Below are 23,887 nucleotides of genomic sequence, written 5' to 3'. Positions count from 1 at the left end.
GTTCGCATCCTCTTTATTTTATTGTCATACTAGCGCCGCCAGCTCGCGAAAGCTAGGCCCGCGAACGCGAGCAGGGTGACCCAGAACAAAATAACGCCAATGCGCTGCTGGAAGAGCGTCACGCCGGCAGGGGCCGGAAGCCGCCCACGTCCGTATGCTGTGCTCCAGCCTTCGCGCGCACCAGCGACCGGTCCGGCCCTCAGGACTTCGCGGCCATAACCGTCGACAATGGCGGACGCGCCGCGGCTGGCCGCGCGCGCCATCGGCAGGCCTGACTCGATCGCGCGGTAGCGATTCTGGGCATAATGCTGGGAGGGGCCCATTCCGCCGCCGAACCAGGCATCGTTCGATACCAGGGCCAGCCAGTCGGCCCGCGCGCTGAGATTGGCGTTGCGTGTGATTGCGGGATAGAGGCCCTCATAACAGATCAGCGCGACGAAGGGCGGCACATTGTCGGCGTAAATGACTGCCGGGCCGGGACCGGGCGTGAAGCCGTCGGTCGCCAGCTGCTGCATCGCGCCGGGGAGCAGGCTGGAGAAAGACCGGCCGAACGGGATGATCTCGGCTGCCGGCAATTCACCGAAGGGAACCAGCCTGTGCTTGTCATACAGGGCAATCGGGCCTGACCGGGCCGCGCTCTGGTCGATGACCGTGAGGCTGTTGAAATAGTCGCGGGTATCGTCACCGGTGATTTCGTATCGCGTGGTCCCGGCGATCAGGATGCGCGGGCCAAGATAGGCGGACACGATGTCCATGGCGTTCGGATCCTGCAGCAGGTTCACGGGAACAGCGCCTTCGGGCCAGAGGATTATGTCCCCCGGCGCGCCTTCCTCGGTTGTCAGCATCTTGACGTATTCGTTGAGTATGGCGTCGGGGCCAACCTGCCATTTTTCGTTTTGCGGCACGCCGGAATCCATCAGCACGATCACGGTGTCAGACAGGGGCGAAGGTTCGGCGATGCGCTGGGCGCCCCACGCCCAGCCGACCGCAAGCAGGATACCGGACGCGAAGGTGGGTGCCATACGAATGGCGAGACCGCGGACGTCGCGCGTATCGACAAGCGCCGCGGGTGCCGAGACGACAAACACGGTGAGCAGGGTCAGCCAGTAAACACCGCCGATGGATGCAGCCTGTGACAGCGCGCCACCGGGAACCCAGGTCGTGCCGGGCAGGTTCCAGGGGAACCCGCCGAACAGGTGGCCGCGGACAAATTCACCGAGTGCGAAGAAAAGTGCGAACACGAACACGCGCGATGGCGATGAAGACCAGAATGCGCCGGCCATCGCGCCGACTGCGCCCCAGATCAGGGCCATGCCCGCAGGAAGCAGCAGCAGCGGCATCCAGAGGAAGATCGCCGTCTTTTCCGGCTCGACCAGGAAAGGCGCAGCCGTCCAGTGCATGCTGATCAGGAAAAAGCCGACACCGAAGGCCCATGTCCGCATGAACACGGACTTGCCCCAGTTGCGATGGCTCCGGGCGCCGTCCAGCATCCAGATCAGGCCGGTGAAGGAGATGATCAGGACTGCACTGAAGTGGAATGGTGCAAACGCGACCGCCGCGAGGGCGCCGAGCAGGAAGGCCGTCCCGGCCGCTGCCCATCCCGACAGGCGCGCGAACGCCTCGTGCAAGGGGCCAAGGGCGGTGAACCCGTGGCTGCGCACTCCGTCTTTCATGGTCTACTCCTGAGGGTTCGGCTCGGAACCGGTCTCTGGCGTGCGCAGGCGCAAGCGGCGGATCCGGCGTGCGTCAGCGTCCATGACCTCGATCTCGACGCCGCTTGGATGGCGCAGGACCTCACCGCGGACGGGAACCTTGCCTGCAAGGGCAAAGACGACGCCGCCAAGCGTCTCGATGTCGGTTTCCATGTCGGCGAGCGCAAGATCAATTCCGGTTTCCTCCGCGAAATCTTCGATTTCGGTCCGTGCATCCGCTTCCCAGATTCGCTGGCTGCGACGCACGAACATGGGTTCCTCATCGTCGTGTTCGTCTTCGATGTCACCGACGATTTCCTCGACAAGGTCTTCGAGTGAAACCAGGCCATCGGTGCCGCCATACTCGTCGACGACAAGGGCAAGATGTATCCGCGTTGACTGCATCTTCACAAGCAGATCTGTCAGCTTCATCGACGGCGGCACATAAAGCACTTCGCGGTGGAGACGCTCCAGCGGGCGTTTGGCCACTTCGCCCCCGGTCGCCAGTTCCTTCACCAGGTCCTTGATGTGCACGAAGCCGATCGGATCATCGAGGGACTCGCGAAAAACCGGCAGGCGCGAATGGGTCACCTCGGCGAAATATTTCAGCAGGTCGGCGAATTCCATGCCGACTTCGACGGCTTTCACCTCTGCCCGCGCCACCATGACGTCCTCGACACGCATTTGCTGGAATTCAACAATGCGCAGACGCATTTCCTGCGGGTCCGGTGCGGCGTCGCCATCAATGGGTTCCGGGCTCAGCTCGGGTTCACTGTCTCGACGGCCGAAGCCGAACATCCTGCGTAATCGTCCACTCGGTGCAGGGTCAGAAGGGTCAGGGTCGCTCATCTCGTCGGTGCTCTATTCTGAATCATAAGGGTTGGCTATGCCAAGTGAAGACAGGGCGGAAATTTCCAGCGATTCCATGCGCTCGGCTTCGTCGGGCTGCATGTGGTCGTGGCCCAGCAGGTGAAGGTAGCCGTGGATCAGGAGGTGGACCAGGTGATCGGCCAGCGCCTTGCCCTGTGCCCGCGCATCGCGCTCACACACGCCATAGGCGACGGCGATGTCGCCGAGCAGGGGCCGGTCCATCTCGAGCGCCGGAAACGACAGCACGTCGGTTGGCTTGTCGATGCCGCGAAAATCGCTGTTCAACTCGCGCAGGGCGGGATCATCGGCCAGCAGCAGGGAGACCACACCGTCGGCAGGTTCAACCGCGCGACCGGCATTGAAGGCGCGCTGGCAGAGCGCGTCCAGGTCTCCCAGGTCATGCCAGGATTCATGCTCCACGATCAGTTCAATCTGGATCATGGCCGGCCTCAGGTCTCCTCGGCGGCGGCATAGGCATCGATGATCCGGCTGACGAGGCCGTGACGCACCACGTCTGCGGCCGTCAGGTAGTGCGTCTTGACGCCGTCAACACCTTCCAGGATCTGCAGGGCGTGCTTCATGCCGGAGGGCTGGTGCCCTGGCAGGTCAACCTGGCCGGGATCGCCCGTCACCACCATGCGGCTGTCCCGGCCAAGGCGTGTCAGGACCATTTTCATCTGCGGGATGGTCGTATTCTGGGCCTCGTCGACGATGACGAAAGCGTTCTTCAGCGTGCGGCCGCGCATGAAGGCGAGCGGGGCGACCTCGATCTCGCCGCGCCCCATGCGCCGTTCCATCTGCTCCTGTCCCATCAGCTCGCGCAGGGAATCCCAGATCGGCAGCATATAGGGATCGACCTTCTCTTCCAGCGTGCCCGGAAGGAAGCCGAGCTTTTCACCGGCCTCGACGGCGGGCCGGGTCACGATGAGGCGCTGGCGGATGCCGGCTGTGAGTTCGGCGACGCCGGCCGCAACCGCGAGGAAGGTTTTGCCGGTGCCGGCGGGGCCGACGCCGAACACGAGCGCATTGTTCTGGTTTGCCAGCAGGTCGAGATAGCCGGCCTGTCCGCGTGTCTGCGGCTTGATCGATTTCTTCAGGCCGGCGAGGCCTGAAAATGTCTGGTTCGGAGACAGCGCGGCTTCCAGGGCGCCTTCGACCTCCATTTCATTGACGACGCTGCCGCTCCGGATTCGCCGTTCCAGTTCGGCGAGCGTTGCTTCGGCAATCGACACGCCTTCTGCCGTTCCCTGGAGCAGGATGCCGCCGCCCTGGCTTTCCGCGCGCAGGCCATGGTCGGCCAGCCGTGTTTCGAGCAGCTGGAGGTGGCGATGGTGCGGGCCGCAAATATCCTGCAGGCGCGCGGCGTTGCTGACCATGTAGGTGCGGCTGATCGGGGCGTCTGACGATGCAGGCTTGCGGCGCTTGACGGTCACGCAACGGCCTCGTGCGCGGAGACCAACTCACCCGTCAGCGAATTGAGGCTGGAGCCCACGATCCGAACGGTCGCGATGCGTCCGATCAGGTCCTGTGGCCCAACAAAGTGGACGGCTTGCTGGTAGGGTGAGCGGCCGTGCATCTGGCCGGCCATGCGGCCCTTGCCGGTGACCAGCACATCCAGTGTCTTGCCAGCCTGTTCAGCGTTGAACGCCGTCTGCTGGTCCCGCAACAGGGCCTGCAGCGCCTGCAGCCGCTGGTTCTTGACCTCTTCGGGCACCTGACGGGGTAATTCAGCGGCCGGTGTGCCGGGGCGCGGCGAGTATTTGAACGAATAGGCGATGGCAAACCCGGTTGCGCGGACGAGGTCCATGGTTGCGTCGAAGTCGGCGTCGGTCTCGCCCGGAAAGCCGACGATGAAGTCGGACGCCAGCGCAATGTCCGGCCGTGCTGCGCGGACCTTGGCAATGATCGCATGAAAATCGGCGGCAGTGTGCCCGCGATTCATGGCATCGAGCACCCGGTCGGACCCAGACTGTACCGGCAGGTGCAGGAAGGGCATCATTTCCTGCGTATCGCCGTGCGCGGCGATCAGGTCGTCATCCATGTCGCGCGGGTGGCTGGTCGTGTAGCGGATACGGTCAATCCCGCCGATCCTTGCGACATGGCGGCAGAGCTGGCCCAGCGTCCAGTCTTCGCCGCCGTCCATTGCCGGGGCGGCGCCATGATAGGCGTTGACGTTCTGGCCGAGCAGGGAAATCTCGCGCACGCCCTGGGCGGCAAGGCTGCGGGCCTCCATGACGATATCGTCGACACGGCGCGACATCTCGGCGCCGCGGGTATAGGGGACGACACAGAAGGTGCAGAACTTGTCGCATCCCTCCTGCACGGACAGGAAGGCTGTCGGGCCGTCAGCATTCCGTTCCCTTGGCAGCGCGTCGAACTTCTCGAGCGTCTCGAATTCGGTTTCCAGCCTGTCGCCGACGGCGCGACTTGCCCGGGCGATCATTTCGGGCAGTTTGTGATAGGATTGCGGGCCGAGCACGAGATCAACGGCCGGCTGGCGACGGATCAGCTCCTCGCCTTCGGCCTGGGCGACACAGCCGGCCACGGCAATCGTCATCCGGCCACCAGACGCCTCCTTCATCTTCTTCAGCTGCCCCAGCTCCGAATAGACCTTTTCAGTCGCCTTTTCGCGGATGTGGCAGGTATTGACGACGACAAGGTCTGCCTGTTCAGGGCCGTCCACCGGCGCATAGCCAAGGGGCCGCAGCACGTCGCGCATGCGTTCGGAATCATAGACGTTCATCTGGCAACCATAGGTCTTGATAAACAGACCTTTTGGCGCCTTCGCGGTATCAGTTGAATTCATCCGCGGCCTTATGCCTGAAAAGCGTCGGTCCTGCCAGAACCTTGTGCGGCACCACGCGAATGTCGGCTGATGGTCCGGCGCGCCTGCGACTAAGCCTTCACACACGGGCAAACCTGACTAGTGTGCCCCGAATTAGACACAAAAGGAGGCCGGGGAGGCCCATGCAGAACATTATTCAGACGTTGAACGGACTTGTCTGGGGGGTGCCCATGCTCGCCCTCCTGCTGGGTACAGGCATTTACCTGACGATTGGTCTCAGATTCCTGTCGGTGACGAAGCTTCCGTTTGCGTTCGGTCGGCTGTTCCGGAAACCCGACAAGGATGACGATGGCGATGTATCGCCGTTCGGGGCGCTGATGACGGCCTTGTCGTCGACAATCGGCACAGGCAACATTGCCGGGGTTGCCGCCGCGATCACGATTGGCGGGCCCGGTGCGGTCTTCTGGATGTGGATGACGGCGATCGTCGGCACTGCCACGAAATATTCCGAGGGCGTCCTCGCCGTGAAATATCGCGAAATCGACGCTGACGGCCGTCATGTGGGCGGGCCGATGTATTACATCAAAAACGGCATGGGCAAGAAATGGCTCTGGCTGGGCGGCCTGTTCGCCACGCTCGGCATTCTGGCCAGTTGGGGCACTGGCGCATCAATCCAGGCAAATTCCATCGCCGATGCCCTGAAGTCCAGTTACGGGGTCTCCCCGCTGGTCTCGGCCACCGTGCTGGCCGCCGGAGCGGCCGCCGTGATCCTGGGAGGCATCCAGCGCATCGCGAGTGTCGCCAGCCGGCTTGTTCCCTTCATGGCCGCATCGTACCTCGCCGGCGGCCTCCTGGTCATCGGGTTCAACGTTTCTCACATTCCAGAGGCGTTCGGGGCCATTTTCCGGGGCGCTTTCGGTTTTGGCAGCGCGGGCACCGGTATCTCGATCGGCCTCCTGATGCTGGCCATGCAGAAGGGTGTCGCGCGCGGTATCTTCTCGAACGAAGCCGGCCAGGGTTCGGCGCCGATCGCGCATGCGGCTGCCAAGAACCATGATCCGGTCGATCAGGGCCTTGTGGCCATGCTGGGGACAATCATCGACACGCTGATCGTTTGCTCGATCACGGCGCTGGTGATCCTGACTTCGGGTGTGCTTGACCAGAGCTGCTTGCCGACCGGTGAAACGGCGGCGAGTTTCCTGGCCAACGGCCAGCCGGCAGGCTGTGACACGGGTGCCCCGCTGACATCGCAGGCATTTGGCGCGGTCCTCTCCCCGACGATCGGCGGTATTCCGCTCGGTGAGCATATCGTTGCCATCGCGCTGACCATCTTTGCGTTCACGACCATTCTTGGCTGGAGCTATTATGGCGAGCGCTGCTGCGAATTCCTGTTTGGTGAAAAATCCATCCTGCCGTTCCGGGTGAGCTGGATCCTGGTCACCTTCATGGGGGCCGCGGCGCTGATGTTCGAAGGCGAAGTGAAGAATATCGTGAACTTGTTCTGGCTGGTTGCGGATACGCTGACCGGGCTCATGGCGGCACCAAACCTCGTCGCGCTTGTTGTCCTCAGTCCGGTCGTGTTCAAATTGACCAAGGACCATTTCGATGCCCGGCGAAAAGCGGCTTTGGCTGCCCGGGAGGACGGCGAAACACCCGCTGAATAGCCTGATCTGACAGGCAAAATTCCGGCCCGGCCCCTGACAGTGCTTCAGGGGCCGGGCTTTTTTCTGGGTGAAGTGTCCGCCCATGACTCGCGCGCTAGGCGTTTGACGGGTTCCGTCGCGGCGGGTTTTCTGCCTTAATGCGGGCCAGAAGTGTGGGGACACGGACCATGATCTACAAATTCGCTCTCAACCTCATTGTCGCCGCCGCATTGATGGCAGGCGCCGCAACCGCGCAGGCCCGTATTGCCCTGGTTATCGGCAATTCCAACTACAACCAGCCGGGATGGGATCTGCCAAACCCCACCAAGGATGCGGACCTGATGATGGATACGCTGACCGACGTCGGGTTCGAGGTCACGCTGGTCAAGGATGCCACGGAAGACGAGATGGAAGTCGCGTTCCAGGCCTATGGCGACAAGCTGAAAGCGGCCGGCACCGATGCGATCGGTGTGTTCTACTATGCCGGTCATGGCGTTCAGTCGGAGGGGCTCAACTACCTGGTCCCGATCGATGCCGATGCGCGGACCGAACAGGATATCTGGCGCCAGGCGCCGCGCCTCGGCGATGCGCTGCAATACATCAACAGCGCGGGCAACTCGGTGAACTTCGTGATTCTCGATGCCTGCCGGAATAATCCCCTGCCGAATGCCAGCCGGGACGTTTCAGGCGGGCTGGCGCCGGTTGGCCGGGCCAGGGGCCTGCTGATTTCCTATGCCACGGAGCCCGGCTTCACCGCGTTTGACGGCGAAAACGAGCATAGCCCCTTTACCGAAGCGCTCGCAGCCGTCCTGCCGACTGACGGCCTCATCGCCGAACAGGTGTTCAAACGCGTCGCCGACCGCGTCAGCGTGGCGACCGAGGGCGCCCAGACGCCGTTCTACAATAGCGGCCTGACGGGTGAGGACATCTGTTTTGCCCAATGCGCTGCCGGTGGGGGCATTTCGAGTGCGGAGCAGACCGTGTTCGATCTTGCGCAAAGCCCCTGTGAGTATGCGGCATTCCTCGACCAGTACCCGAACAGCCCGCTTGCGACCCTGGCGCGCACCCGCGCGGCCGCTTGCAATGGTGGCGCTGGAGGCGACGGGCGCGATGTCGCGTCGGTTTCAGAGGAGATTCCCGGTGCGCCAGCGGATACAGCGCCGTGGGTGCCGACGGTCGTGGAAAGCGGGTCCGACATCAGCGCCTCGCTGGCCTGTATCGCCGACCATGCAAGAGCTGGCCAGTGCGAGCTGGAAGACTGGGAGCAGGTCTCGGGGAACTGCAAGACAACCGAGCACGCCCTGCTGGACGATGGCAGCTTTCTGGATGTGGTCAGCAGTGGCCGGTGCACGGCAGATGGCTGGCCGGCGCTGATGAAGCGCTACACGTGGGAAGCCCAGAACGAGGATGCCTTCCGACAGAAGTATTCTGCGGCACCCAACGATTTCCGCTCGTCGATCACCTGTCTTGACGCCTATGCGCGTACGGACCGGTGCACCGAACGCCGCTGGAGCGAAGTATCGGAGATATGCCGTACGGCAGACCATGAGCGGCTGAATGACGGCACGCTCCTGGCGGGGGTCAAGGCCGGTCAGTGTTCAGCAAAGGGCTGGGGCACGCTACAGATCCGTCTCGGCGCTGTCAGCGGCCTGCTCGAGCAGAAATCCGTCGTGCCTTATGTGCAGGAACAGCTGAAGAGCAAGGCGCCGATCGAGCAAAAAGCGATTCCGATCCTCGATCCGAACGAAAGCTACATCCAGAAGCAGATCAACAAGCAGTGAATCCGGGCGCCAGGGGCCGTCAGGCGCTGCATTTCCGCGTAGGTCGGGCCCGGACACCAGGCCCAATAGAGAAAAACCCCGGCCATAAGGCCGGGGCGTTCCCACTCTACACAACGTGTAAAGACCCGTCGGCCTACACGAAGCCCTTGAACTTGTCTTTGAAGCGCGAAACCCGACCACCACGGTCGAGCAACTTGCCGTCGCCGCCAGTCCACGCCGGATGCGACTTGGAGTCAATGTCCAAAACCAATTTATCGCCTTCGCTGCCATAGGTGGAGCGGGTCTGGTATTCGGTTCCGTCGGTCATCACCACAGTTACGAAGTGATAATCTGGATGCCCTTCTTTTTTCATGGCGCGGGCCTCTCTATCTAGCCTTGGTGCAACGGGTGAATTACGCACGAGGTGCGCCGGCATGTCTCAGCCATTTTTCGAAGCCCGGCGTGTATCTGAAACAGGGCGGCCCTGCAAGGGGGCGCTTGCATCGATTTGAAGCGCGCAAGCGGAAAGAACCCCTATGGCCGATACAGAAACCAGCCTCGTCGAGGACCGCCGCACGACGCTTCCCGAGGGCGGGGAAGGCATTGCGCGCCCGAAGGGGCGCAGCCTGAAGCCACTGACGCTGCTGTTGCCTTATTTCAAGAAACATTGGGTGACGGTCAGTGTCGCGGTGGTTTTCCTGTTCACGGCCGCCGCCGCCAGCCTGTTCATTCCGATCCTCCTGGGGCGTGCGGCGGACGCCGGTCGCTCTGCCGGAGGCAATGTCGAGACCCTTCTGGCGCTCATCAATGAAGCGTTCCTGTGGGTGTTCATCGCGGCGGTTGCCTCGGGCCTGCTGGGAGCGGTGCGGTTCTATTTCGTGTCGCGGTTCGGCGAACGGGTGGCGGCTGACCTGCGCCGTGACCTCTATGCCCACCTCCTGAAGCTCTCACCCGCCTATCATTCCAGAATGCGCTCAGGCGAGGCTGTGTCGCGCCTGACGGCGGATATCACCCTGATCGAGACCTTCCTCGGCTCGTCGGCCTCGCTGGCCGCACGCACGCTGCTGACGACGACCGGTGCGCTCACGATGATGCTGGTGGTCAACTGGCAGCTTGGCCTGACCCTCCTGGCAATGCTGCCGGTGGCGGTCCTGCCGGTGATGGGCATCGGCCGGATCATCCGGAAAATGTCGAACCGGGCACAGTCGCGCCTGTCAGACGCCGGCGCAGAAGCCGCTGAAGCCCTGGATGCGATTGAACTGGTGCAAGCCTATGGCCGTGAAGAAGGGCGGCTTGCCTCGTTCACGACCGCCATCGAGGCGACGTTCGAGGCCGCGATGAAGCGGATCGGCGCGCGGGCAGTGATGATCGTGATGGTGTCTGTGCTGCTGTTCGGCGGCTTTGTCGGTGTGCTGTGGCTCGGCGCACGCGGCGTGGCAACCGGCGAAATGACATTCGGCAATCTCGCGTCGATGGTGATGTATGCGCTCTATGCCGGCTCGGGCATCGGCATGCTGGCAGAAGTCTATGGTGAGGTGATGCGGGCCGCCGGCGCAGCGGACAGGGCGGCCGAAGTGCTGAATACAGCGATCGAGATCGATGCGCCGGAACATCCCGTCGCGCTGCCGGCCAAGGTGACCGGCGCGCTGACATTCGACCATGTGACGTTCCGCTATGGTGACGAAACGCTTTCGGCGCTGGAGGATTTCTCGCTGACTGTGAAGCCGGGCGAATTCGTCGCGCTGGTCGGGCCAAGTGGCGCGGGCAAGACAACCGTGTTCCGCCTGGCACTGCGCCTGTTCGATCCGCAGGCCGGGAAGGTGTTGCTGGACGGTGTGTCATCAGTGACTGCGTCACCCGGCGACTGGCGTCACCAGTTTGCCTATGCGCCGCAGGAATCGGCCCTGTTCACGGGTACGGCGGCAGACAATATTGCCTTCGGAACCGACAATCCGGACGAAAAGCTGCTGGAACATGCCGCGCGCATGGCCGAAGCCATGGAATTCCTCGCCGCGAAGGATGGCCTGGCAACGGATCTGGGCCAGAAGGGCCGCAGCCTGTCGGGTGGCCAAAGGCAGCGCGTGGCACTGGCCAGGGCGCTGGTACGGGATGCGCCGGTCCTGTTGCTGGACGAGGCGACCTCGGCGCTTGATTCCGAGAGCGAAGCTGCCGTGCGCCGCGCGATTGCGAATGCCGCCGAGGGACGCACGACGCTGGTCATCGCCCACCGCCTGTCGACGGTGCGACGGGCCGACCGGATCGTGGTCATGGAGCAGGGGCGAATCGTCGAGGAAGGCACGCATGATGAACTGGTCGCCAAGGGTGGGCTGTATGCACGGCTGGCTGAACTTCAGTTCGCGAGCGAGCAGGCCTAGCCCTTGCGCAGCTTCTTCACCTTGCCATCAATGGTGAAGGCGAAGGCGAGCGACAGGATCAGCGGAACCCAGATGGGCAGTTCACCCAGGCCGGGCGCGCCCACCGCCGCTGCGAGGTGATCGTCAACACACCACCATAAAAGCCAAAGCCACATGCGGATACTCCTTCGTCCGGTTGCCCCATATGGACGTAGTATAGGTGAACCTTGCCCGGGATTATATGGGGTGGCGGGAAGGACTATTCTGCCGCCTGAAGAACCGGTTGCTTGACCTCGGCCTTTTCGGTCTCGAATTCCAGCACGCCGTCATCGATCCGGCCATAGCGCAGGTTCATCATGTCGGCGGTGTAGTTCTGGTTGAGCTTCCAGGGCTTTTCCTTGTGCTGGCGGGGGAACTTGTCCATCACGCGCTGGAAATAGCCGGACGAGAAGTCGACAAACGGGTCAGTATCGTTCGGGAAGCTGTCGAGCTTGGGCATGGCTGACGCATAGTCATGAGCATCCATGAAATTGATCAGGCGGCAGACATATTCGGACGTGAGGTCCGCTTTCAGTGTCCATGAGGCATTGGTATAGCCGAACGTGATTGCGAGGTTCGGTATGTTGGACACCATCACGCCCTTGTAGTTCAGCAGCGAGCCCGGTGCGGCCTTTGCGCCGTCGATGCTGACGTCGATGCCGTTCATGTATTGCAGATTGAGCCCGGTGGCCGTGACGATGATGTCGGCATCGAGCGTTTCGCCGGACTTCAGCTCGATACCGGTTTCGGTGAAGCGGGCAATGTGGTCAGTCGCGACCGAGGCCTTGCCGGACTTCAGGGCTTCGAACAGGTCCGCGTCGGGAACAAGGCAGAGACGCTGCTCCCACGGATTGTATGAGGGCGTGAAATGTTTCTCCACGTCATAATCGGGGCCCAGTTCCTCGCGGACCATGCCGAGCAGGCGTTCGCGGGCCTTGTCCGGATGGGCGCGGGTCTGGCGGAAGAAGAATTGCTGGAACAGCACATTGCGCCAACGGATGAGCCCGTAGGCCAAGCCCGCTGGCAGGAATTTCCGTAGCGAGTTGGCAAGCTTGTCGACTGCCGGGCGCGAGACGACATAGGTCGGCGAGCGTTGCAGCATGGTGACATGAGCGGCCTTGTCGGTCATCGCGGGGACAAGTGTCATCGCGGTGGCGCCGGAGCCGATGACGACGACCTTCTTGCCGGTATAGTCGAGATCTTCGGGCCAGTGTTGGGGATGGAGTATCTCGCCCTTGAAGCTGGCTTCTTCCGGGAACTCGGGCCGGTAGCCCTGATCGTAATTGTAGTAACCGCCGCAGAGGAACAGGAAGCGGCAGGTCAGCCGTTCGCGGGCGCCGGTCTGGTCTTCGGTCGTGACGTGCCAGGCCTGGTCATCGCTCGACCAGTTGGCGGCCACGACCTTTGTGTTGAAGGTGATCTTGTCATTGATGTTGTATTCATCCGCCGTCTTGCGGACATATTTGCGGATTGACGGGCCGTCGGCGATCGCCTTGGCCTCGGTCCAGGGTTTGAAATTGTAGCCCAGCGTATGCATGTCGCTGTCAGAGCGGATGCCCGGATAGCGGAACAGGTCCCACGTACCGCCAATGGCGCCGCGCTGCTCAACGATCTTGTACGTCTTGCCGGGGCAGCGCTTGGTGAGGTGAACCGCTGCGCCGATACCTGAAAGGCCCGCGCCGATGATGAGTACGTCTGTGTCTGTCTGAGTCATGCGGAAAACGATAACCCGGGAACGTGAATGCGACAATACATGACGCAGGTGTCACTTATGGCTTTCGTGGTGATCTAGACCGAGGCCGCCTTGCCGAATGCGCCTGCGTGACGGATCTGTTTCTGCACCAGGGGCAGGATATCCTCGTTGCCGGCGACGATCGAGCCGGTCTTCAGCACATCGCCGCCGTCGATCTCTTCGACGAAGCCGCCGGCCTCACGCACCAGCACGATGCCGGCAGCGATGTCCCACGGCTTCAGGTCACGTTCCCAGAAACCATCGAAGCGGCCGGCCGCGATCCATGCAAGGTCGAGTGCGGCGGAGCCATAGCGGCGGATGCCGGCGCAGACCGGGGTCATGGCGGCAATTTCGCGGGCAAAGCTGACATGGGCGGCTTCCGACTTGCCGATCCAGGGCGTGCCGGTGGCAATAACGGATTCGCTCAGCTTGCGGCGGGTTGCGACGCGCAGCTTGCGCTGTTCGAGCCAGGCGCCGCGGCCCGTCTCTGCCCAGAATATCTCGTTCTTTGCGACGTCAAAGACGACGCCGGTCAGCAGCTGGCCCTCACGCTCGAGCGCGATCGACACTGAGTAATGCGGCTGGCCGTGCAGGAAGTTCAGTGTGCCGTCGAGCGGGTCGACGATGAAGCGGTTGGACTTGTCACTGCCTTCGACAATGCCGCGCTCTTCCATCACGAAGCCATAGCCGGGGCGGGCCTTGGAGAGCTGGGCGTAGATGATTTCCTCGGCGCGGTGATCAGCGTTCGAGACGAAGTCACCGGGACCTTTCTTGGAGACCTGGAGGTTTTCCACTTCCCCGAAATCGCGCGCGAGCGCCCGGCCAGCGGCGCGGGCAGCGGCGATCATGACAGAGCCGACGGGGGAGGGTTTCGACATGAGGGGTCCTGACTAGTCTGCGCGGCGCAGGTAGGTGCTGTCGGCGGTCTGGACGACGATGCGTTCGCCGACTCCGACGAAGGGTGGAACGAGGACGCGGATATCGCCGGTGCACATGGCGGGCTTGAAGCTGTTGGCCGCCGTCTGGCCTTTGACGACCGGCTCGGTCTCGAGAATTTCAAGGATGACCTGGTCGGGCAGGGCGACACCGATCGGGCGCTCGCCGTAGAATTCGATCTGCACCATCATGCCATCCTGAAGGAAGGCACCCTGGTCGCCGATGAAGTCGCGCTCAATCATGATCTGCTCGTAGTTCTCAGTGTCCATGAACGTGAAGGCGTTCTCGTCGGCGAAGAGGAACTGGAACTCTTTCTGCTCGAGGCGCACCCGCTCGACCGATTCGTTGGCACGAAAGCGGGTGTTGGATTTCGATCCGTTGAACAGATTGCGAAGCTCGACCTGGTTGAACGCGCCGCCCTTGCCGGGCTTGACGGCCATGGTCTTGATCGCGCGCCAGACAGTGCCTTCATATTCGATCACATTGCCGGGCTTGATTTCATTACCATTGATCTTGGGCATTGATGGCATCCTGAATGGGGTTTGGCGCGACGTAAGCCTTTGCCGCGCAAGGGTCAAGCATGCGGGCGTGTTTCGACTGCGCCGGGCGAATTTCGCCTTTGGGGGGAGGCCCTCTTGCCGACGGACATATTAGTTGTAATCTGGGTTATACAATTTGGCAGTGGGAGGGCCTTGTAATGATTTCGCGTTTTCTGAATTTCGACAATCTGATCGGGACGACCCTGATCAAGGTTCTGTACTTTCTGGGCCTTGCGGGGATCGCGATTTTTGCGCTCGTCAGCTTCGTCGGTGGTATTGCCGCCATGCGCTTCGGCGTGATGCAGGGCCTCGGCATGATCGTCATGTCGCTGGTTGGTGCCGTGGTCGGTGTCGTGATGTGGCGTTTCATGTGCGAGCTGTATCTGCTGTTCTTCCGCATCAGCGACGATATTCGCGACATGAAGAACCACCAGCTGGGCATTGCCCCCGGCAAGCCAGGCGCCTAGCCCACTAGGGCTGACTGGCTTCGGCGATCTGGTCGAACAGGGCGTTGAAGGCGGCAACCGCTGATGCGGGACCTGCAGGATGGTCCCACACACCGGCTGAAACCGCCAGGAAATCTGCCCCGGCGGTGACCAGGGTGGCGGCATTGTCGACCGTGATGCCGCCTATGGCCACGCAGGGAAGCTCCATCGTGGCCTGCCAGAACTCGAGCAGTTCCAGCTCTGCCGGTACGGTGCCGGCCTTGGTGCCCGTCGGGTAGAAGGCGCCGAAGGCGACATAGTCTGCGCCCTGTTCGCCGGCGGCCATGGCGGCATGCCGGCTGTTCTTTGCTGTTGCCCCCAGAATCATGTCAGCGCCGATGATCTCGCGGGCCTTTTTGACCGGCACATCATCCAGGCCGACATGGACACCATCGGCGCCAAGTTCGACAGCGAGTTCCGGACTGTCATTGATGAGGACGGCGGCGCCGTAGGCCTGCGCCATGGCCATGACCGTTTCCGCGACCTCGCGCGTTGCCGCGACATCAATCCGGCCGTCTTCGCCCTTGAGGCGGATCTGCAGGCTGGCGACATCGCCAGCTTCCAGCGCACCTTCGAGGATCGCGGCAAAGCCGGACACGTCGTGAATGCGCGGGGGGGTGATGAGATAGAGGCGCGTGCGTTCGCGGGGAGGAATCTTGTCAGCCATGGGCGGGCTCTCTAGCCGAAGCGGACGCAGGAAGGAAGGTGGGTCTGGCGGTTACTTTGGCCCGACGCGCTGCGTACTTGCAGGATAGTTGGCCAGTGCCATGCCCTTGCGCATCGGGCGCGGCTCGAGATCGCCGCCGCAATTGGGGCAGACACCATCCAGCGGGCCGTCTGCGCAATCAGCGCAGAACGTGCATTCGAACGAGCAGATGAAGGCCCCGACCGCGTCGGGCGCGACATCCGCATCGCAGCGTTCACAATTGGGGCGCATCTCAAGCATGGGCTGGCCTATTTCTTCTTCTTCTTCATTGGCGCTTCTGATTTCGCCGCGTCGATCAGCTTCTTCTCGTAAGCTTCCGGGGTCCAGTCGCGGCCGAGGAAGTCGTGTACGAGTTGGGCGGCCGGTTTCGATGAGCCGGGCGCGAGGACCATGTCGCGGTAACGCGCGGCGGTTTCCAGGTCGCGCAGGCCATTCTTTTCGAATTCCGTGAACAGGTCTGTCGAGATCGCGAGCGACCATTGGTACGTATATACGATTGCGGAGTATCCATCGAGGTGCCCGAGGCTGGCATAGCGATGTGTGTCGGGCAGGATTTCGAACGGGCTGAGGGCAGACTCGCGTTCGTTCCAGATGTCGTCGAAGTCAACTTCGTCAGGCGGCCGGTTATAATAATCAAGTGATATATAGGCGTATGTCAGCTGGCGCAGTGTGCCGAGGCCAGTGCCGAAATCGCGGGCGGCATTCATCTTCTCGACCAGGTCGCGCGGGATGGTCTCGCCGTCTGCATTCACGGCGAATTTGGCGAGCGTATCATAGTCCCAGACCCAGTTTTCCAGCATCTGGGAAGGGGCTTCGATGAAGTCCCATTCCAGATTGCTCATGCTGAGATTGGCGAAATCCGGTTGGCCGGAGAACATCTGGTGGATGAGGTGGCCAAATTCGTGGAGGAACGTCTCCACCTGGCGATGCTCCATGAGGCCGGTTGTGTGGTCACCGGCTGGGAAGTTGCATATCAGGACCCCTACCGGAACACCGTCGGATGTCGGCCCGAAGCGGACCGGGAAGGCGGCGGCATGTTTGTACTTGCCGTCGCGGGGATGCATGTCGAGGAAGAAGCGGCCGATCAGCTCCCCATTGCGGTGCATTTCATGCGCAGTGACACTGGCATCCCAGACGGGTGCGTCTTCCCAAGGCGTGATCTGGACGCCGAACAGATCCTCGACCAGCGAGAAGATGCCCGCGCGGACATTGTCATAGGCGAAATACTGGCGGACTTCCTGGGAATCGAGCGCGTAATCCGACTGGCGGATCTGTTCGGAGAGGTAGGAGCTGCTCCATTCTGGAACGGTCGTCGCATCCGGCTGGGTTTCGTTGAGCTTGGCGAGAAGCCGCTCATGTTCGATCCCGGCGGCATCGGTCGCGGCCGCTTCGACACGTGACAGGAAAGCCTCGGCCACTTGGGGCGATCCGGTCATCTTGTCTTCGGTGATGTAGGCGGCCCAGTTCGGATAGCCGAGCAGGGTGGCCAGTTCATAGCGCTTCTCAAGCAGCCGGCGGAGGGGGGCGACATTTTCGGGCCAGGCGCGGTTGCCCGTTGCGAGAGACAGATCGCGCCGCAGGGAGTCGTTTTTGGCATAGTTGAACACCGGACCGGTATCAGGATAGTCGGTCGTGATGGTGATCTTGCCATTTTCATCAGGCTGGTGCGCGTCGATATAGTCCTGAGGCAGACCGTCGAGTGCTGTGACAGAGTCCAGTTGGATCGACCCCTGGATTTCACGCAGGTTCCTGCTGAACTCGGAACTGATCTCGGCAAGTTCAGCATTCAGGGTGCGGACCTTGTCGCGGGTTTCTTCGTCCTTATCGATTCCGGACCGGCGATAGTCGCGCAGGGTGCGGGCCAGAAGGAAAGCCTCGCGCGCGGTGAGGGTCGTTGCATCCATTGCGGCGAGGCGGTCGTAGATCGGCCTGGACAGGCTGAGCCGCGTCAGCACATCGGACGTGCGTTGCAGACAGAGGTCGCCCGCTGCACGCAGCGTGGCATCCGGGTTCGCCTCGGCCACGACGCTCGCTTCGCCAAAACCGACCGAATAGCCGAGATTCGTGATTGTATCGAGGAACTTGATATCGGCGGCGTCGGCGACCGAATCGCGCCCCTCCATTTCGGCGATCATCTTGTTCATGAGGTCGAGGGAATTGTCGCAGCGAATCGAAAATGCGTCCGCGCTGACGGGGGCCAGAACAACGTCCGCCATCATCGCCTTCGCTTCTGTTTCAAGCGTGTTGACCGGCGCCGGCACCGGCGTCTCGGCCTTTCCATCGGCTGGTGCGCAGGCGGCAGCCATCAGTGCCAGACCAGCGAGCGGCAGCGCGAACGGGAAGGATTTCATCGGGGCATTCCTTGGCAAGGGGCGGGGCGATTGAGTTGGGCGCCGCTAATATGAGACCGGCACTATGGTCCGTACGCGCGACGTGTGTCCACTCCAATTCCCCCACATTGTCCCCACAAAAAAGGCGGCCTGATGGCCGCCTTTTCAAGTCATGGTGTGGACGATCAACCGGCGCGGGACGCCTGGAAGATGTCGTCGATCGTTGCCGCCAGGGTTGCATCGAAATCCGCGTCGCTTTGCCGGGCTGAAAGGCCTTCGGTCAGTGCGCGCGAGAAGCTGGCGATCATGCGCGTGTTCTGGGACAGTTTCGCGTTCGCATCCTGGCGGCTGTAGCCGCCTGACAGGGCCACAACGCGCATAACGCGGGGATGCTCGCAAAGCGTCTTGTACTGGTTTGCCGTTTCGGGGAGCGACAGTTTCAGCATGACTTGCCTGTCGGCAGGAAGGGCGTCGAGCTGCTTGGTGATCTCGGCCAGAAGGATGTCTTCGGCTTCGGCCTTGTCCTTGATCGTGATCGTTACTTCCGGTTCGATGATCGGCATCAGGCCATGCCCGAGGATCTGGCGGGCGACATCGAATTGCTGGGCAACGACGGCGGCAATGCCTTTCGCATTGGCGGCGTGGATGACCGAGCGCATCTTGGTGCCGAAAATGCCCTTGGCAACGGCGCGTTCGAGCAAGTGGTCGAGTTCCGGCATCGGCTTCATCAGCTGAACGCCGTCGGCTTCGTCCGCGAGGCCCTTGTCAACTTTCAGGAAGGGCACGACACCCCGCTTTTCCCACAAGTATTGCGCCGTCGGGATGCCGTCGATGTCGCCGTCCATCGTGCGCTCGAACAGGATCGCGCCCATCACCTTGTCGCCAGTGAAGGCGGGAGACTTGATGATGCGTGCGCGCATCTCGTGAATCTTGCCGAACATTTCCTCGTCGTTGGCATATTCGCTTTCCTCGACTCCGTAGAGGCGAAGGGCTTTCGGTGTCGAGCCGCCCGACTGGTCGAGCGCCGCGATGAAGCCGGGCTTCTTGGCGGCCTGTTCGGCCATTGCTGCATTATCCATGATCATTACCGTGTCAAAATTCATTGTCCTGGGACCTGCTTGCTGGTTTGCAGGAGATGCTTTCAAGTACCGTGCCCAAACCCGGCGTCAACAGGGGCGGCTGTTGATGGTGGCACCCGCCTGAATCGCTTTATTTTCGGGGGATTCAGTGGTTTCAAGCTCGTCAGTGCGCTGCAAATCGAAGCGGCAATTGGCCAAATTCTAGGGGCCGGCTTTTCCGCGTGCCGACGGCCAGCGCAGATGGGATCGCTATCATTTCCTGGTGCCTGCGCGATATGCCGCAGGCTGTGCCATTCAGGGTCAGACTTTCAGGGCGTCGACGCCGGGAAGGGGCTTGCCTTCCATCCATTCCAGGAACGCGCCCCCAGCCGTGGAGACGAAGGTGAAGTCGCCCGCGACACCGGCATGATTGAGCGCGGAGACCGTGTCGCCTCCGCCCGCAACGGCAACCAGGTGTCCGGCCTTGGCGCGCGCGGCAGCAGCCTGTGCCGCCGCCACCGTGGCGGTGTCGAACGGATTCAGTTCGAAGGCGCCGAGCGGTCCATTCCAGACCAGGGTCTTGGCGGCATCCATGGCAGCAGTCAGGGCCATAACGGTTTGCGGGCCTGCATCGAGGATCATTTCGTCGTCGGCAACCTCGTCCAGGCCGCAGGTGCGGTGGGATGCATTGGCGGCGAAGTCCCTGGCGACGACAAGATCGACCGGCAGGAGGATCTTGCAGCCATTCTGCCCGGCAATCGTTTCGATCTCGCGCGCCGTGCCTGCCAGATCATGCTCACAGAGTGACTTACCAACTGAATGCCCGCGCGCGGCGAGGAATGTATTGGCCATGCCGCCGCCGATCGCGAGAGCGTCGACCTGCGTCACGAGGTTTTTCAGGAGGTCGATCTTGGACGAGACCTTGGCGCCGCCGACAACAGCCAGAACCGGCTTGACCGGCGTGCCAAGTGCCTTGTCGAGTGCGTCGAGCTCGCGCTCCATGGCGCAGCCGGCATAGGCAGGCAGCAGCTCCGCGAGCACGGCGGTCGAGACATGGCGGCGGTGGGCGGCCGAGAAGGCGTCGTTGACGTAGATGTCGCCGAGTTCGGCGATCTCTTTGGCCAGCGCCATGTCGCCCTTTTCCTCACCCGCGCAGAAGCGCGTGTTTTCGAGCAGGATCACGCCGGCAGGCGCCAGGTCGGCGATGGCCGACTTGACGTGATCGCCCTTGCAGTCTGCCACGAATGAGACGTTCGAGCCGAGCACCTTGGCGAAGGCGCCTGCAATCGGCGCAAGGCTCATCTCGGCAATTCGCTCGCCCTTGGGGCGGCCGAAATGGGCCAACAGCACGACCTTGGCACCCTGGGTGCGCAAGGTCTGAACTGTGTCGACAGCAGAGCGCAGGCGGGTGTCGTCGGTGACAAGGCCCTTGTCCATGGGCACGTTGAAATCCACGCGCACGAGGGCTGTCTTGCCGGTCAGGTCACCAGCGTCGGCGATACGTCTGAAGCTCATCGTGGTTCGCTTCCTACAGGAATTTCGACATCACGAGCGCGGTGTCGCTCATGCGGGTCGCAAAGCCCCACTCATTGTCATACCAGGTCAGGATCGAGACGAAATTGCCGTCCATGACCTTGGTCTGGTCGAGGTGGAAGATCGACGAGCGATCATCATGGATGAAATCGCACGAGACGTTGGGCTGGTCGGTGAAGCCAAGGATGCCTTTCATCGGGCCGTCGCTGGCGGCGGCGATGATGGCGGCATTGATTTCTTCGGGGGTTGTCTTCTTCTTCGAGACGAATTTCAGGTCAACGACCGAGACATTCGGCGTCGGCACGCGGATCGAGATGCCGTCGAGCTTGCCCTTGAGTTCCGGCAGGACCAGGCCAACGGCCTTGGCGGCGCCGGTCGACGTCGGGATCATTGAAAGGGCGGCAGCGCGGCCCCGGTAGAGATCCTTGTGCATCTGGTCGAGCGATGGCTGGTCGTTGGTGTAGGAGTGGATCGTGGTCATCATGCCCTTCTCGATGCCGATCAGGTCATTGAGGACCTTGGCGACAGGCGACAGGCAATTGGTGGTGCACGAGGCGTTGGAGACGACCATGTCGTCCTTGGTGATCGAACCGTCATTGACGCCGTAGACGATGGTCTTGTCGGCATTGGTGGCCGGTGCCGAAACCAGAACCCGCTTGGCGCCTGCGGCGAGGTGGGCCGAAGCCTTGTCCTTGTCGGCGAAGATGCCGGTACATTCCATCGCGATATCAATGTCGAGTTCGCGGTGCGGCAGGTCTTTCGGATCGCGGATGGCGGTGCAGAGGATCGGCTTGCCGTTGATCACGATCTTGTCACCGTCGACCTGGACGTCGGCACCGAAGCGACCATGCACGGAATCGAAGCGCAACAGGTGGGCGTTCGTGGCCACCGGGCCGAGATCATTGATCGCGACGACTTCAATGTCCTTGCGGTCATGCTCGATGATAGAGCGCAGGACGAGACGTCCGATCCGACCGAATCCATTGATTGCCACACGTATTGCCATTTCGAATATTCTCCTCAAACGGGATAAAAACTGAGCCTTCGCAGGCCCTTTACGATGCTGCGGCCCCTGCGTCCACCCGGCGGGCTTATGGCACAGGGCCGCGTGAGACTTATCGGAAGTGCGTTTGCGCGCGGCCGATTTCAATAGGCGCGGCTTGCAAGTTCCATGCAATTCTAGAGTGGACTTGGGGCCGGGCCTCTGTATTGCCTGTCCGCCTGCTATCAAGGGGCCATCCGGGTGAATCGTCGTTTTCTTGGCAAAGCATTGTCATTGCGCCGCTCATGGTGCGGGCGGGCATGAAACCGGCTGGCCGCTCCCTCGCGGACTGGGGCCTGTTCTGGCTGCTCAGCCTGGTCTGGGCTGGCGCCTATATGCTGACTCGCATGGCCGTCGAAAAAGGCCATGCCGATGCAGGCCTGCCGGCGGAATGGGTAATTTCCGGTCGCCTGACGATCGGCGCGGCAGCCCTCTGGTGCGTCCTGTTCGCGGTGCGCCAGCACCTGCCGCCGCTGTCTGACCGGCGGCGTTGGACGGCCATTGCCGGCATGGGCCTGGTTGGCTCGGTCATTCCCTTTTTCCTGATCACGACGGCCCAGGAGACGGTCAATTCGAGCCTTGCGGCGCTCTACACAGCCGCCGTGCCGATCTTTGTGGCGATTGGCGCGCACTTCCTGTTCCAGGACGAGCGTCTGTCGGCAAGCTCCGTCGTCGGCGTCCTGATCGGCTTTGGCGGCGTGGCGCTATTGTTCGGACCGGAAGCCCTGAAGGGACTCGGCTCTGCAACGGCGCTTGCCCAGCTCATGCTGCTCGGCGCGACCATGGCGTATGCCGCGTCCAGCCTGATCGCGCGGGGGGCGCCGCTGATGCGGGCCATACCGTTTGCCACCGCATTCGTATCGGTGGCCGCGGTTGTCTCGTGGCCACTGGCGCTGGTGGTCGATCCCGGTGACGTGAATGCCGGGTGGGGCAACTGGCTGGCGGTTGTGGGCCTCGGTCTTGGGCCGACGGCGTTCGCCCAGGCGCTGTACATGCTGTTGATCGTCCGCACGTCGGCAACCTTCCTGTCGCTGACCGGCTATGCCATCCCGGTGGTCGCCGCTGTCCTGGGGTTCGTGTTCTTCGGCGAGCTGCAGAGCTGGACGTCGCTGGCAGCCTTCGCAATGATCCTGGGGGGCGTCTGGCTGGCCCGCCATGGCGGCGGCGGGCGCAAGGCAGCCTAGAGGCCAAGGCTTTCGAGGATGGTTTCGGTATCCGCGCCGAGGCGGGGCGGATCACGGCGGATGGACGCCGGGCTGTCCGAGAAACTGACAGGATGTTTCATCGCGCGGTAGCGGCCGGCGCTTGCATGCACGCGCTCTTCGAAGAAGCCGACTTCGGCCAGGTGCGGATCGGTCAGCACGGCGGCCATCGTGTTGTAGCGCATGGCCGGGATGTTGGCTGCGTCCAGCAGGTCCAGCCATTCGTCGGTCGTCTTGGTTGCGGCGACTTCCTCGATCAGCGCGTAAAGTTCGCCGACATGTTCGGTTCGGGCCGAGTAGGTTGAAAAGCGCGGGTCTTCGAAAACTTCGGGCCGGCCGCCGATGGCGAAGAACTCGGCCCATTGCTGGTCGGAATAGGGAACAAGGCCGATATAGCCGTCCCGGGTGGCGTATGGCTTGCGATTGGCATTGATCGAGCGGGTATAGGCGAGGCCGCCCGTGGGCGGGATGAACGTCTCGCCATACAGGTTCTCGACCAGGTTGAAGAAGGTGAAGCTCTCCAGCATCGGAACCTGCACGAACTGGCCGCGGCCGGTGCGCTCGCGGTGGAACAGCGCAGCGAGGGTCGCATAGGTGGCGAACAGGCCGACCGTCTTGTCGGCGACGAGGGACGGGGCGTATTCGGGCGCGCCGCCAGAGCGCATGGCGTTGAGGGCGGCAAAGCCTGACGCGCCCTGGATCAGGTCGTCATACGCCTGGCGGTGCTCGTATTCGCCGCCAACCCCGAAGCCGGCGCAGTGGACATAGATGATGTCCGGATTGATCGCCTTCACGGCCTCGTAGCCGAAGCCCAGACGGTCCATGCCAGCAAGGCGGACATTGTGGAAGAAGACATCGGCATCCTTCAGGAGGGCCGTCAGTGCCGCCTTTCCTTCCGCCGTCTTCACATCCAGCACGACCGAGCGCTTGTTGCGGTTCAGGGCCGTATAGATCGGGCCGAGATCGCCTGTAGGGGAGGCGCCGGCATAGCGCATCATGTCGCCGGCCTTGCCGGCCTGACCGGCTTCAATCTTGATCACATCGGCGCCGAGGTCACCGAAGATCAGCGTTGCGAGCGGGCCGAGGACGACCGAGCTCATGTCGATGATCCGGAGGCCGGCCAGCGGCCCGGAGGCGGAAGTGTCGGTCATGGCAATATCTCGTCAGGGTGTGGCAGGGGCG

22 protein-coding genes are annotated in these 23,887 nt (G+C 62.4%); 5 read left to right on the top strand and 17 right to left on the bottom strand.

Annotation, left to right across the window (positions count from 1 at the left end; all coding sequences use genetic code 11):
* Positions 1-29: 29 nt before the first annotated feature.
* From lnt to miaB, 5 genes are all read right to left on the bottom strand, one after another.
* Positions 30-1,673, bottom strand: a complete 1,644-nt coding sequence (lnt, locus tag HJO_RS14255; RefSeq protein ID WP_035618051.1) for an apolipoprotein N-acyltransferase — start codon at positions 1,671-1,673, stop codon at positions 30-32.
* Positions 1,674-1,676: 3 nt separating this feature from the next.
* Positions 1,677-2,489, bottom strand: a complete 813-nt coding sequence (locus HJO_RS14250) for a transporter associated domain-containing protein (protein WP_241764759.1) — start codon at positions 2,487-2,489, stop codon at positions 1,677-1,679.
* Between the two features lie 63 nt (positions 2,490-2,552).
* Positions 2,553-3,002: an rRNA maturation RNase YbeY gene (gene ybeY / locus HJO_RS14245; RefSeq protein WP_035618047.1), complete on the bottom strand. Its 450-nt coding sequence runs from the start codon at positions 3,000-3,002 to the stop codon at positions 2,553-2,555.
* Positions 3,003-3,010: 8 nt separating this feature from the next.
* The gene (locus tag HJO_RS14240) at positions 3,011-3,937 is read right to left on the bottom strand and encodes a PhoH family protein (RefSeq protein WP_156945681.1); all 927 of its coding nucleotides are present in this window, start codon (positions 3,935-3,937) and stop codon (positions 3,011-3,013) included.
* Positions 3,938-3,990: 53 nt separating this feature from the next.
* Positions 3,991-5,367, bottom strand: coding sequence for a tRNA (N6-isopentenyl adenosine(37)-C2)-methylthiotransferase MiaB (gene miaB / locus HJO_RS14235; protein WP_035618045.1), 1,377 nt, complete (start codon positions 5,365-5,367; stop codon positions 3,991-3,993).
* Positions 5,368-5,528: 161 nt separating this feature from the next.
* Between miaB and HJO_RS14230 the strand changes: the two genes are divergently transcribed.
* Positions 5,529-7,010, top strand: coding sequence for an alanine/glycine:cation symporter family protein (locus HJO_RS14230; RefSeq protein WP_035618043.1), 1,482 nt, complete (start codon positions 5,529-5,531; stop codon positions 7,008-7,010).
* A 167-nt stretch (positions 7,011-7,177) separates the two neighbouring features.
* Positions 7,178-8,770: a caspase family protein gene (locus HJO_RS17895; protein WP_051618640.1), complete on the top strand. Its 1,593-nt coding sequence runs from the start codon at positions 7,178-7,180 to the stop codon at positions 8,768-8,770.
* Between the two features lie 133 nt (positions 8,771-8,903).
* Here HJO_RS17895 and rpmE read toward each other — a convergent pair whose 3' ends face one another.
* Positions 8,904-9,122 (bottom strand): 50S ribosomal protein L31, encoded by a 219-nt coding sequence (rpmE, locus tag HJO_RS14220; RefSeq protein ID WP_035618041.1) that lies wholly within the window; start codon positions 9,120-9,122, stop codon positions 8,904-8,906.
* A gap of 163 nt (positions 9,123-9,285) precedes the next feature.
* On the opposite strand from rpmE, the gene HJO_RS14215 reads away from it, so the two are divergent.
* Positions 9,286-11,124, top strand: coding sequence for an ABC transporter transmembrane domain-containing protein (locus tag HJO_RS14215; protein ID WP_035618039.1), 1,839 nt, complete (start codon positions 9,286-9,288; stop codon positions 11,122-11,124).
* On the opposite strand, the gene HJO_RS18590 is transcribed toward HJO_RS14215, so the two are convergent.
* The 4 genes from HJO_RS18590 to efp all read right to left on the bottom strand — a co-directional run bounded on the left by HJO_RS18590 (position 11,121) and on the right by efp (position 14,331).
* Positions 11,121-11,279 (bottom strand): hypothetical protein, encoded by a 159-nt coding sequence (locus HJO_RS18590; RefSeq protein WP_164473942.1) that lies wholly within the window; start codon positions 11,277-11,279, stop codon positions 11,121-11,123. The two genes, HJO_RS14215 and HJO_RS18590, sit on opposite strands and share 4 nt — an antisense overlap.
* Positions 11,280-11,362: 83 nt before the next feature.
* Positions 11,363-12,856 carry a flavin-containing monooxygenase gene (locus tag HJO_RS14210; protein ID WP_035618037.1) on the bottom strand — a complete coding sequence of 498 codons (1,494 nt, stop codon included), beginning with the start codon at positions 12,854-12,856 and terminating at the stop codon, positions 11,363-11,365.
* Between the two features lie 74 nt (positions 12,857-12,930).
* A complete protein-coding gene (locus tag HJO_RS14205; RefSeq protein WP_035618035.1) occupies positions 12,931-13,752 on the bottom strand; it encodes an inositol monophosphatase family protein in 822 nt (273 codons plus the stop codon).
* 12 nt (positions 13,753-13,764) lie between these two features.
* Positions 13,765-14,331, bottom strand: a complete 567-nt coding sequence (gene efp / locus HJO_RS14200) for an elongation factor P (RefSeq protein ID WP_035618033.1) — start codon at positions 14,329-14,331, stop codon at positions 13,765-13,767.
* A 176-nt stretch (positions 14,332-14,507) separates the two neighbouring features.
* On the opposite strand from efp, the gene HJO_RS14195 reads away from it, so the two are divergent.
* Positions 14,508-14,816 carry a DUF4282 domain-containing protein gene (locus tag HJO_RS14195; protein WP_035618031.1) on the top strand — a complete coding sequence of 103 codons (309 nt, stop codon included), beginning with the start codon at positions 14,508-14,510 and terminating at the stop codon, positions 14,814-14,816.
* Between the two features lie 4 nt (positions 14,817-14,820).
* On the opposite strand, the gene thiE is transcribed toward HJO_RS14195, so the two are convergent.
* The 6 genes from thiE to gap form a co-directional block, all read right to left on the bottom strand.
* Positions 14,821-15,501 (bottom strand): thiamine phosphate synthase, encoded by a 681-nt coding sequence (gene thiE, locus HJO_RS14190; RefSeq protein WP_035618029.1) that lies wholly within the window; start codon positions 15,499-15,501, stop codon positions 14,821-14,823.
* A 51-nt stretch (positions 15,502-15,552) separates the two neighbouring features.
* On the bottom strand, positions 15,553-15,780 hold the full coding sequence (locus HJO_RS14185; RefSeq protein WP_035618027.1) for a DUF1272 domain-containing protein: 228 nt from the start codon (positions 15,778-15,780) through the stop codon (positions 15,553-15,555).
* Between the two features lie 8 nt (positions 15,781-15,788).
* The gene (locus HJO_RS14180) at positions 15,789-17,891 is read right to left on the bottom strand and encodes a M3 family metallopeptidase (protein ID WP_051618639.1); all 2,103 of its coding nucleotides are present in this window, start codon (positions 17,889-17,891) and stop codon (positions 15,789-15,791) included.
* 164 nt (positions 17,892-18,055) lie between these two features.
* Positions 18,056-18,949, bottom strand: coding sequence for a fructose bisphosphate aldolase (locus tag HJO_RS14175; protein WP_035618128.1), 894 nt, complete (start codon positions 18,947-18,949; stop codon positions 18,056-18,058).
* 300 nt (positions 18,950-19,249) lie between these two features.
* Positions 19,250-20,443 (bottom strand): phosphoglycerate kinase, encoded by a 1,194-nt coding sequence (locus HJO_RS14170; RefSeq protein WP_035618024.1) that lies wholly within the window; start codon positions 20,441-20,443, stop codon positions 19,250-19,252.
* Between the two features lie 13 nt (positions 20,444-20,456).
* Positions 20,457-21,467, bottom strand: coding sequence for a type I glyceraldehyde-3-phosphate dehydrogenase (gene gap, locus HJO_RS14165; RefSeq protein ID WP_035618022.1), 1,011 nt, complete (start codon positions 21,465-21,467; stop codon positions 20,457-20,459).
* 296 nt (positions 21,468-21,763) lie between these two features.
* Here gap and HJO_RS14160 point away from each other — a divergent pair, with 296 nt between their 5' ends.
* Entirely contained in the window at positions 21,764-22,687 is a 924-nt protein-coding gene (locus tag HJO_RS14160; protein ID WP_162173836.1) for a DMT family transporter, read from the top strand.
* Here the strand turns inward: HJO_RS14160 and HJO_RS14155 are convergent.
* Positions 22,684-23,856 (bottom strand): CaiB/BaiF CoA transferase family protein, encoded by a 1,173-nt coding sequence (locus tag HJO_RS14155; RefSeq protein WP_035618018.1) that lies wholly within the window; start codon positions 23,854-23,856, stop codon positions 22,684-22,686. The genes HJO_RS14160 and HJO_RS14155 overlap by 4 nt on opposite strands.
* Positions 23,857-23,887 lie beyond the last annotated feature (31 nt).

This window comes from Hyphomonas johnsonii MHS-2 (assembly GCF_000685275.1).
Classification (GTDB): domain Bacteria; phylum Pseudomonadota; class Alphaproteobacteria; order Caulobacterales; family Hyphomonadaceae; genus Hyphomonas; species Hyphomonas johnsonii.
This window is presented reverse-complemented; position numbering and strand designations above follow the sequence as displayed.

Bases quoted from the DNA above. Each gene is read 5' to 3' on its own strand.
- HJO_RS14185 (WP_035618027.1), bottom strand. From the start codon at position 15,780: ATGCTTGAGATGCGCCCCAATTGTGAACGCTGCGATGCGGATGTCGCG.
- HJO_RS18590 (WP_164473942.1), bottom strand. From the start codon at position 11,279: ATGTGGCTTTGGCTTTTATGGTGGTGTGTTGACGATCACCTCGCAGCG.
- HJO_RS14250 (WP_241764759.1), bottom strand. From the start codon at position 2,489: ATGTTCGGCTTCGGCCGTCGAGACAGTGAACCCGAGCTGAGCCCGGAA.
- HJO_RS14160 (WP_162173836.1), top strand. From the start codon at position 21,764: ATGAAACCGGCTGGCCGCTCCCTCGCGGACTGGGGCCTGTTCTGGCTG.
- lnt (WP_035618051.1), bottom strand. From the start codon at position 1,673: ATGAAAGACGGAGTGCGCAGCCACGGGTTCACCGCCCTTGGCCCCTTG.
- HJO_RS14215 (WP_035618039.1), top strand. From the start codon at position 9,286: ATGGCCGATACAGAAACCAGCCTCGTCGAGGACCGCCGCACGACGCTT.
- rpmE (WP_035618041.1), bottom strand. From the start codon at position 9,122: ATGAAAAAAGAAGGGCATCCAGATTATCACTTCGTAACTGTGGTGATG.
- HJO_RS14155 (WP_035618018.1), bottom strand. From the start codon at position 23,856: ATGACCGACACTTCCGCCTCCGGGCCGCTGGCCGGCCTCCGGATCATC.
- ybeY (WP_035618047.1), bottom strand. From the start codon at position 3,002: ATGATCCAGATTGAACTGATCGTGGAGCATGAATCCTGGCATGACCTG.
- HJO_RS17895 (WP_051618640.1), top strand. From the start codon at position 7,178: ATGATCTACAAATTCGCTCTCAACCTCATTGTCGCCGCCGCATTGATG.
- HJO_RS14240 (WP_156945681.1), bottom strand. From the start codon at position 3,937: ATGGTCAGCAACGCCGCGCGCCTGCAGGATATTTGCGGCCCGCACCAT.
- HJO_RS14230 (WP_035618043.1), top strand. From the start codon at position 5,529: ATGCAGAACATTATTCAGACGTTGAACGGACTTGTCTGGGGGGTGCCC.
- thiE (WP_035618029.1), bottom strand. From the start codon at position 15,501: ATGGCTGACAAGATTCCTCCCCGCGAACGCACGCGCCTCTATCTCATC.
- HJO_RS14210 (WP_035618037.1), bottom strand. From the start codon at position 12,856: ATGACTCAGACAGACACAGACGTACTCATCATCGGCGCGGGCCTTTCA.
- HJO_RS14205 (WP_035618035.1), bottom strand. From the start codon at position 13,752: ATGTCGAAACCCTCCCCCGTCGGCTCTGTCATGATCGCCGCTGCCCGC.
- efp (WP_035618033.1), bottom strand. From the start codon at position 14,331: ATGCCCAAGATCAATGGTAATGAAATCAAGCCCGGCAATGTGATCGAA.
- HJO_RS14170 (WP_035618024.1), bottom strand. From the start codon at position 20,443: ATGAGCTTCAGACGTATCGCCGACGCTGGTGACCTGACCGGCAAGACA.
- HJO_RS14180 (WP_051618639.1), bottom strand. From the start codon at position 17,891: ATGAAATCCTTCCCGTTCGCGCTGCCGCTCGCTGGTCTGGCACTGATG.
- gap (WP_035618022.1), bottom strand. From the start codon at position 21,467: ATGGCAATACGTGTGGCAATCAATGGATTCGGTCGGATCGGACGTCTC.
- HJO_RS14175 (WP_035618128.1), bottom strand. From the start codon at position 18,949: ATGGATAATGCAGCAATGGCCGAACAGGCCGCCAAGAAGCCCGGCTTC.
- HJO_RS14195 (WP_035618031.1), top strand. From the start codon at position 14,508: ATGATTTCGCGTTTTCTGAATTTCGACAATCTGATCGGGACGACCCTG.
- miaB (WP_035618045.1), bottom strand. From the start codon at position 5,367: ATGAATTCAACTGATACCGCGAAGGCGCCAAAAGGTCTGTTTATCAAG.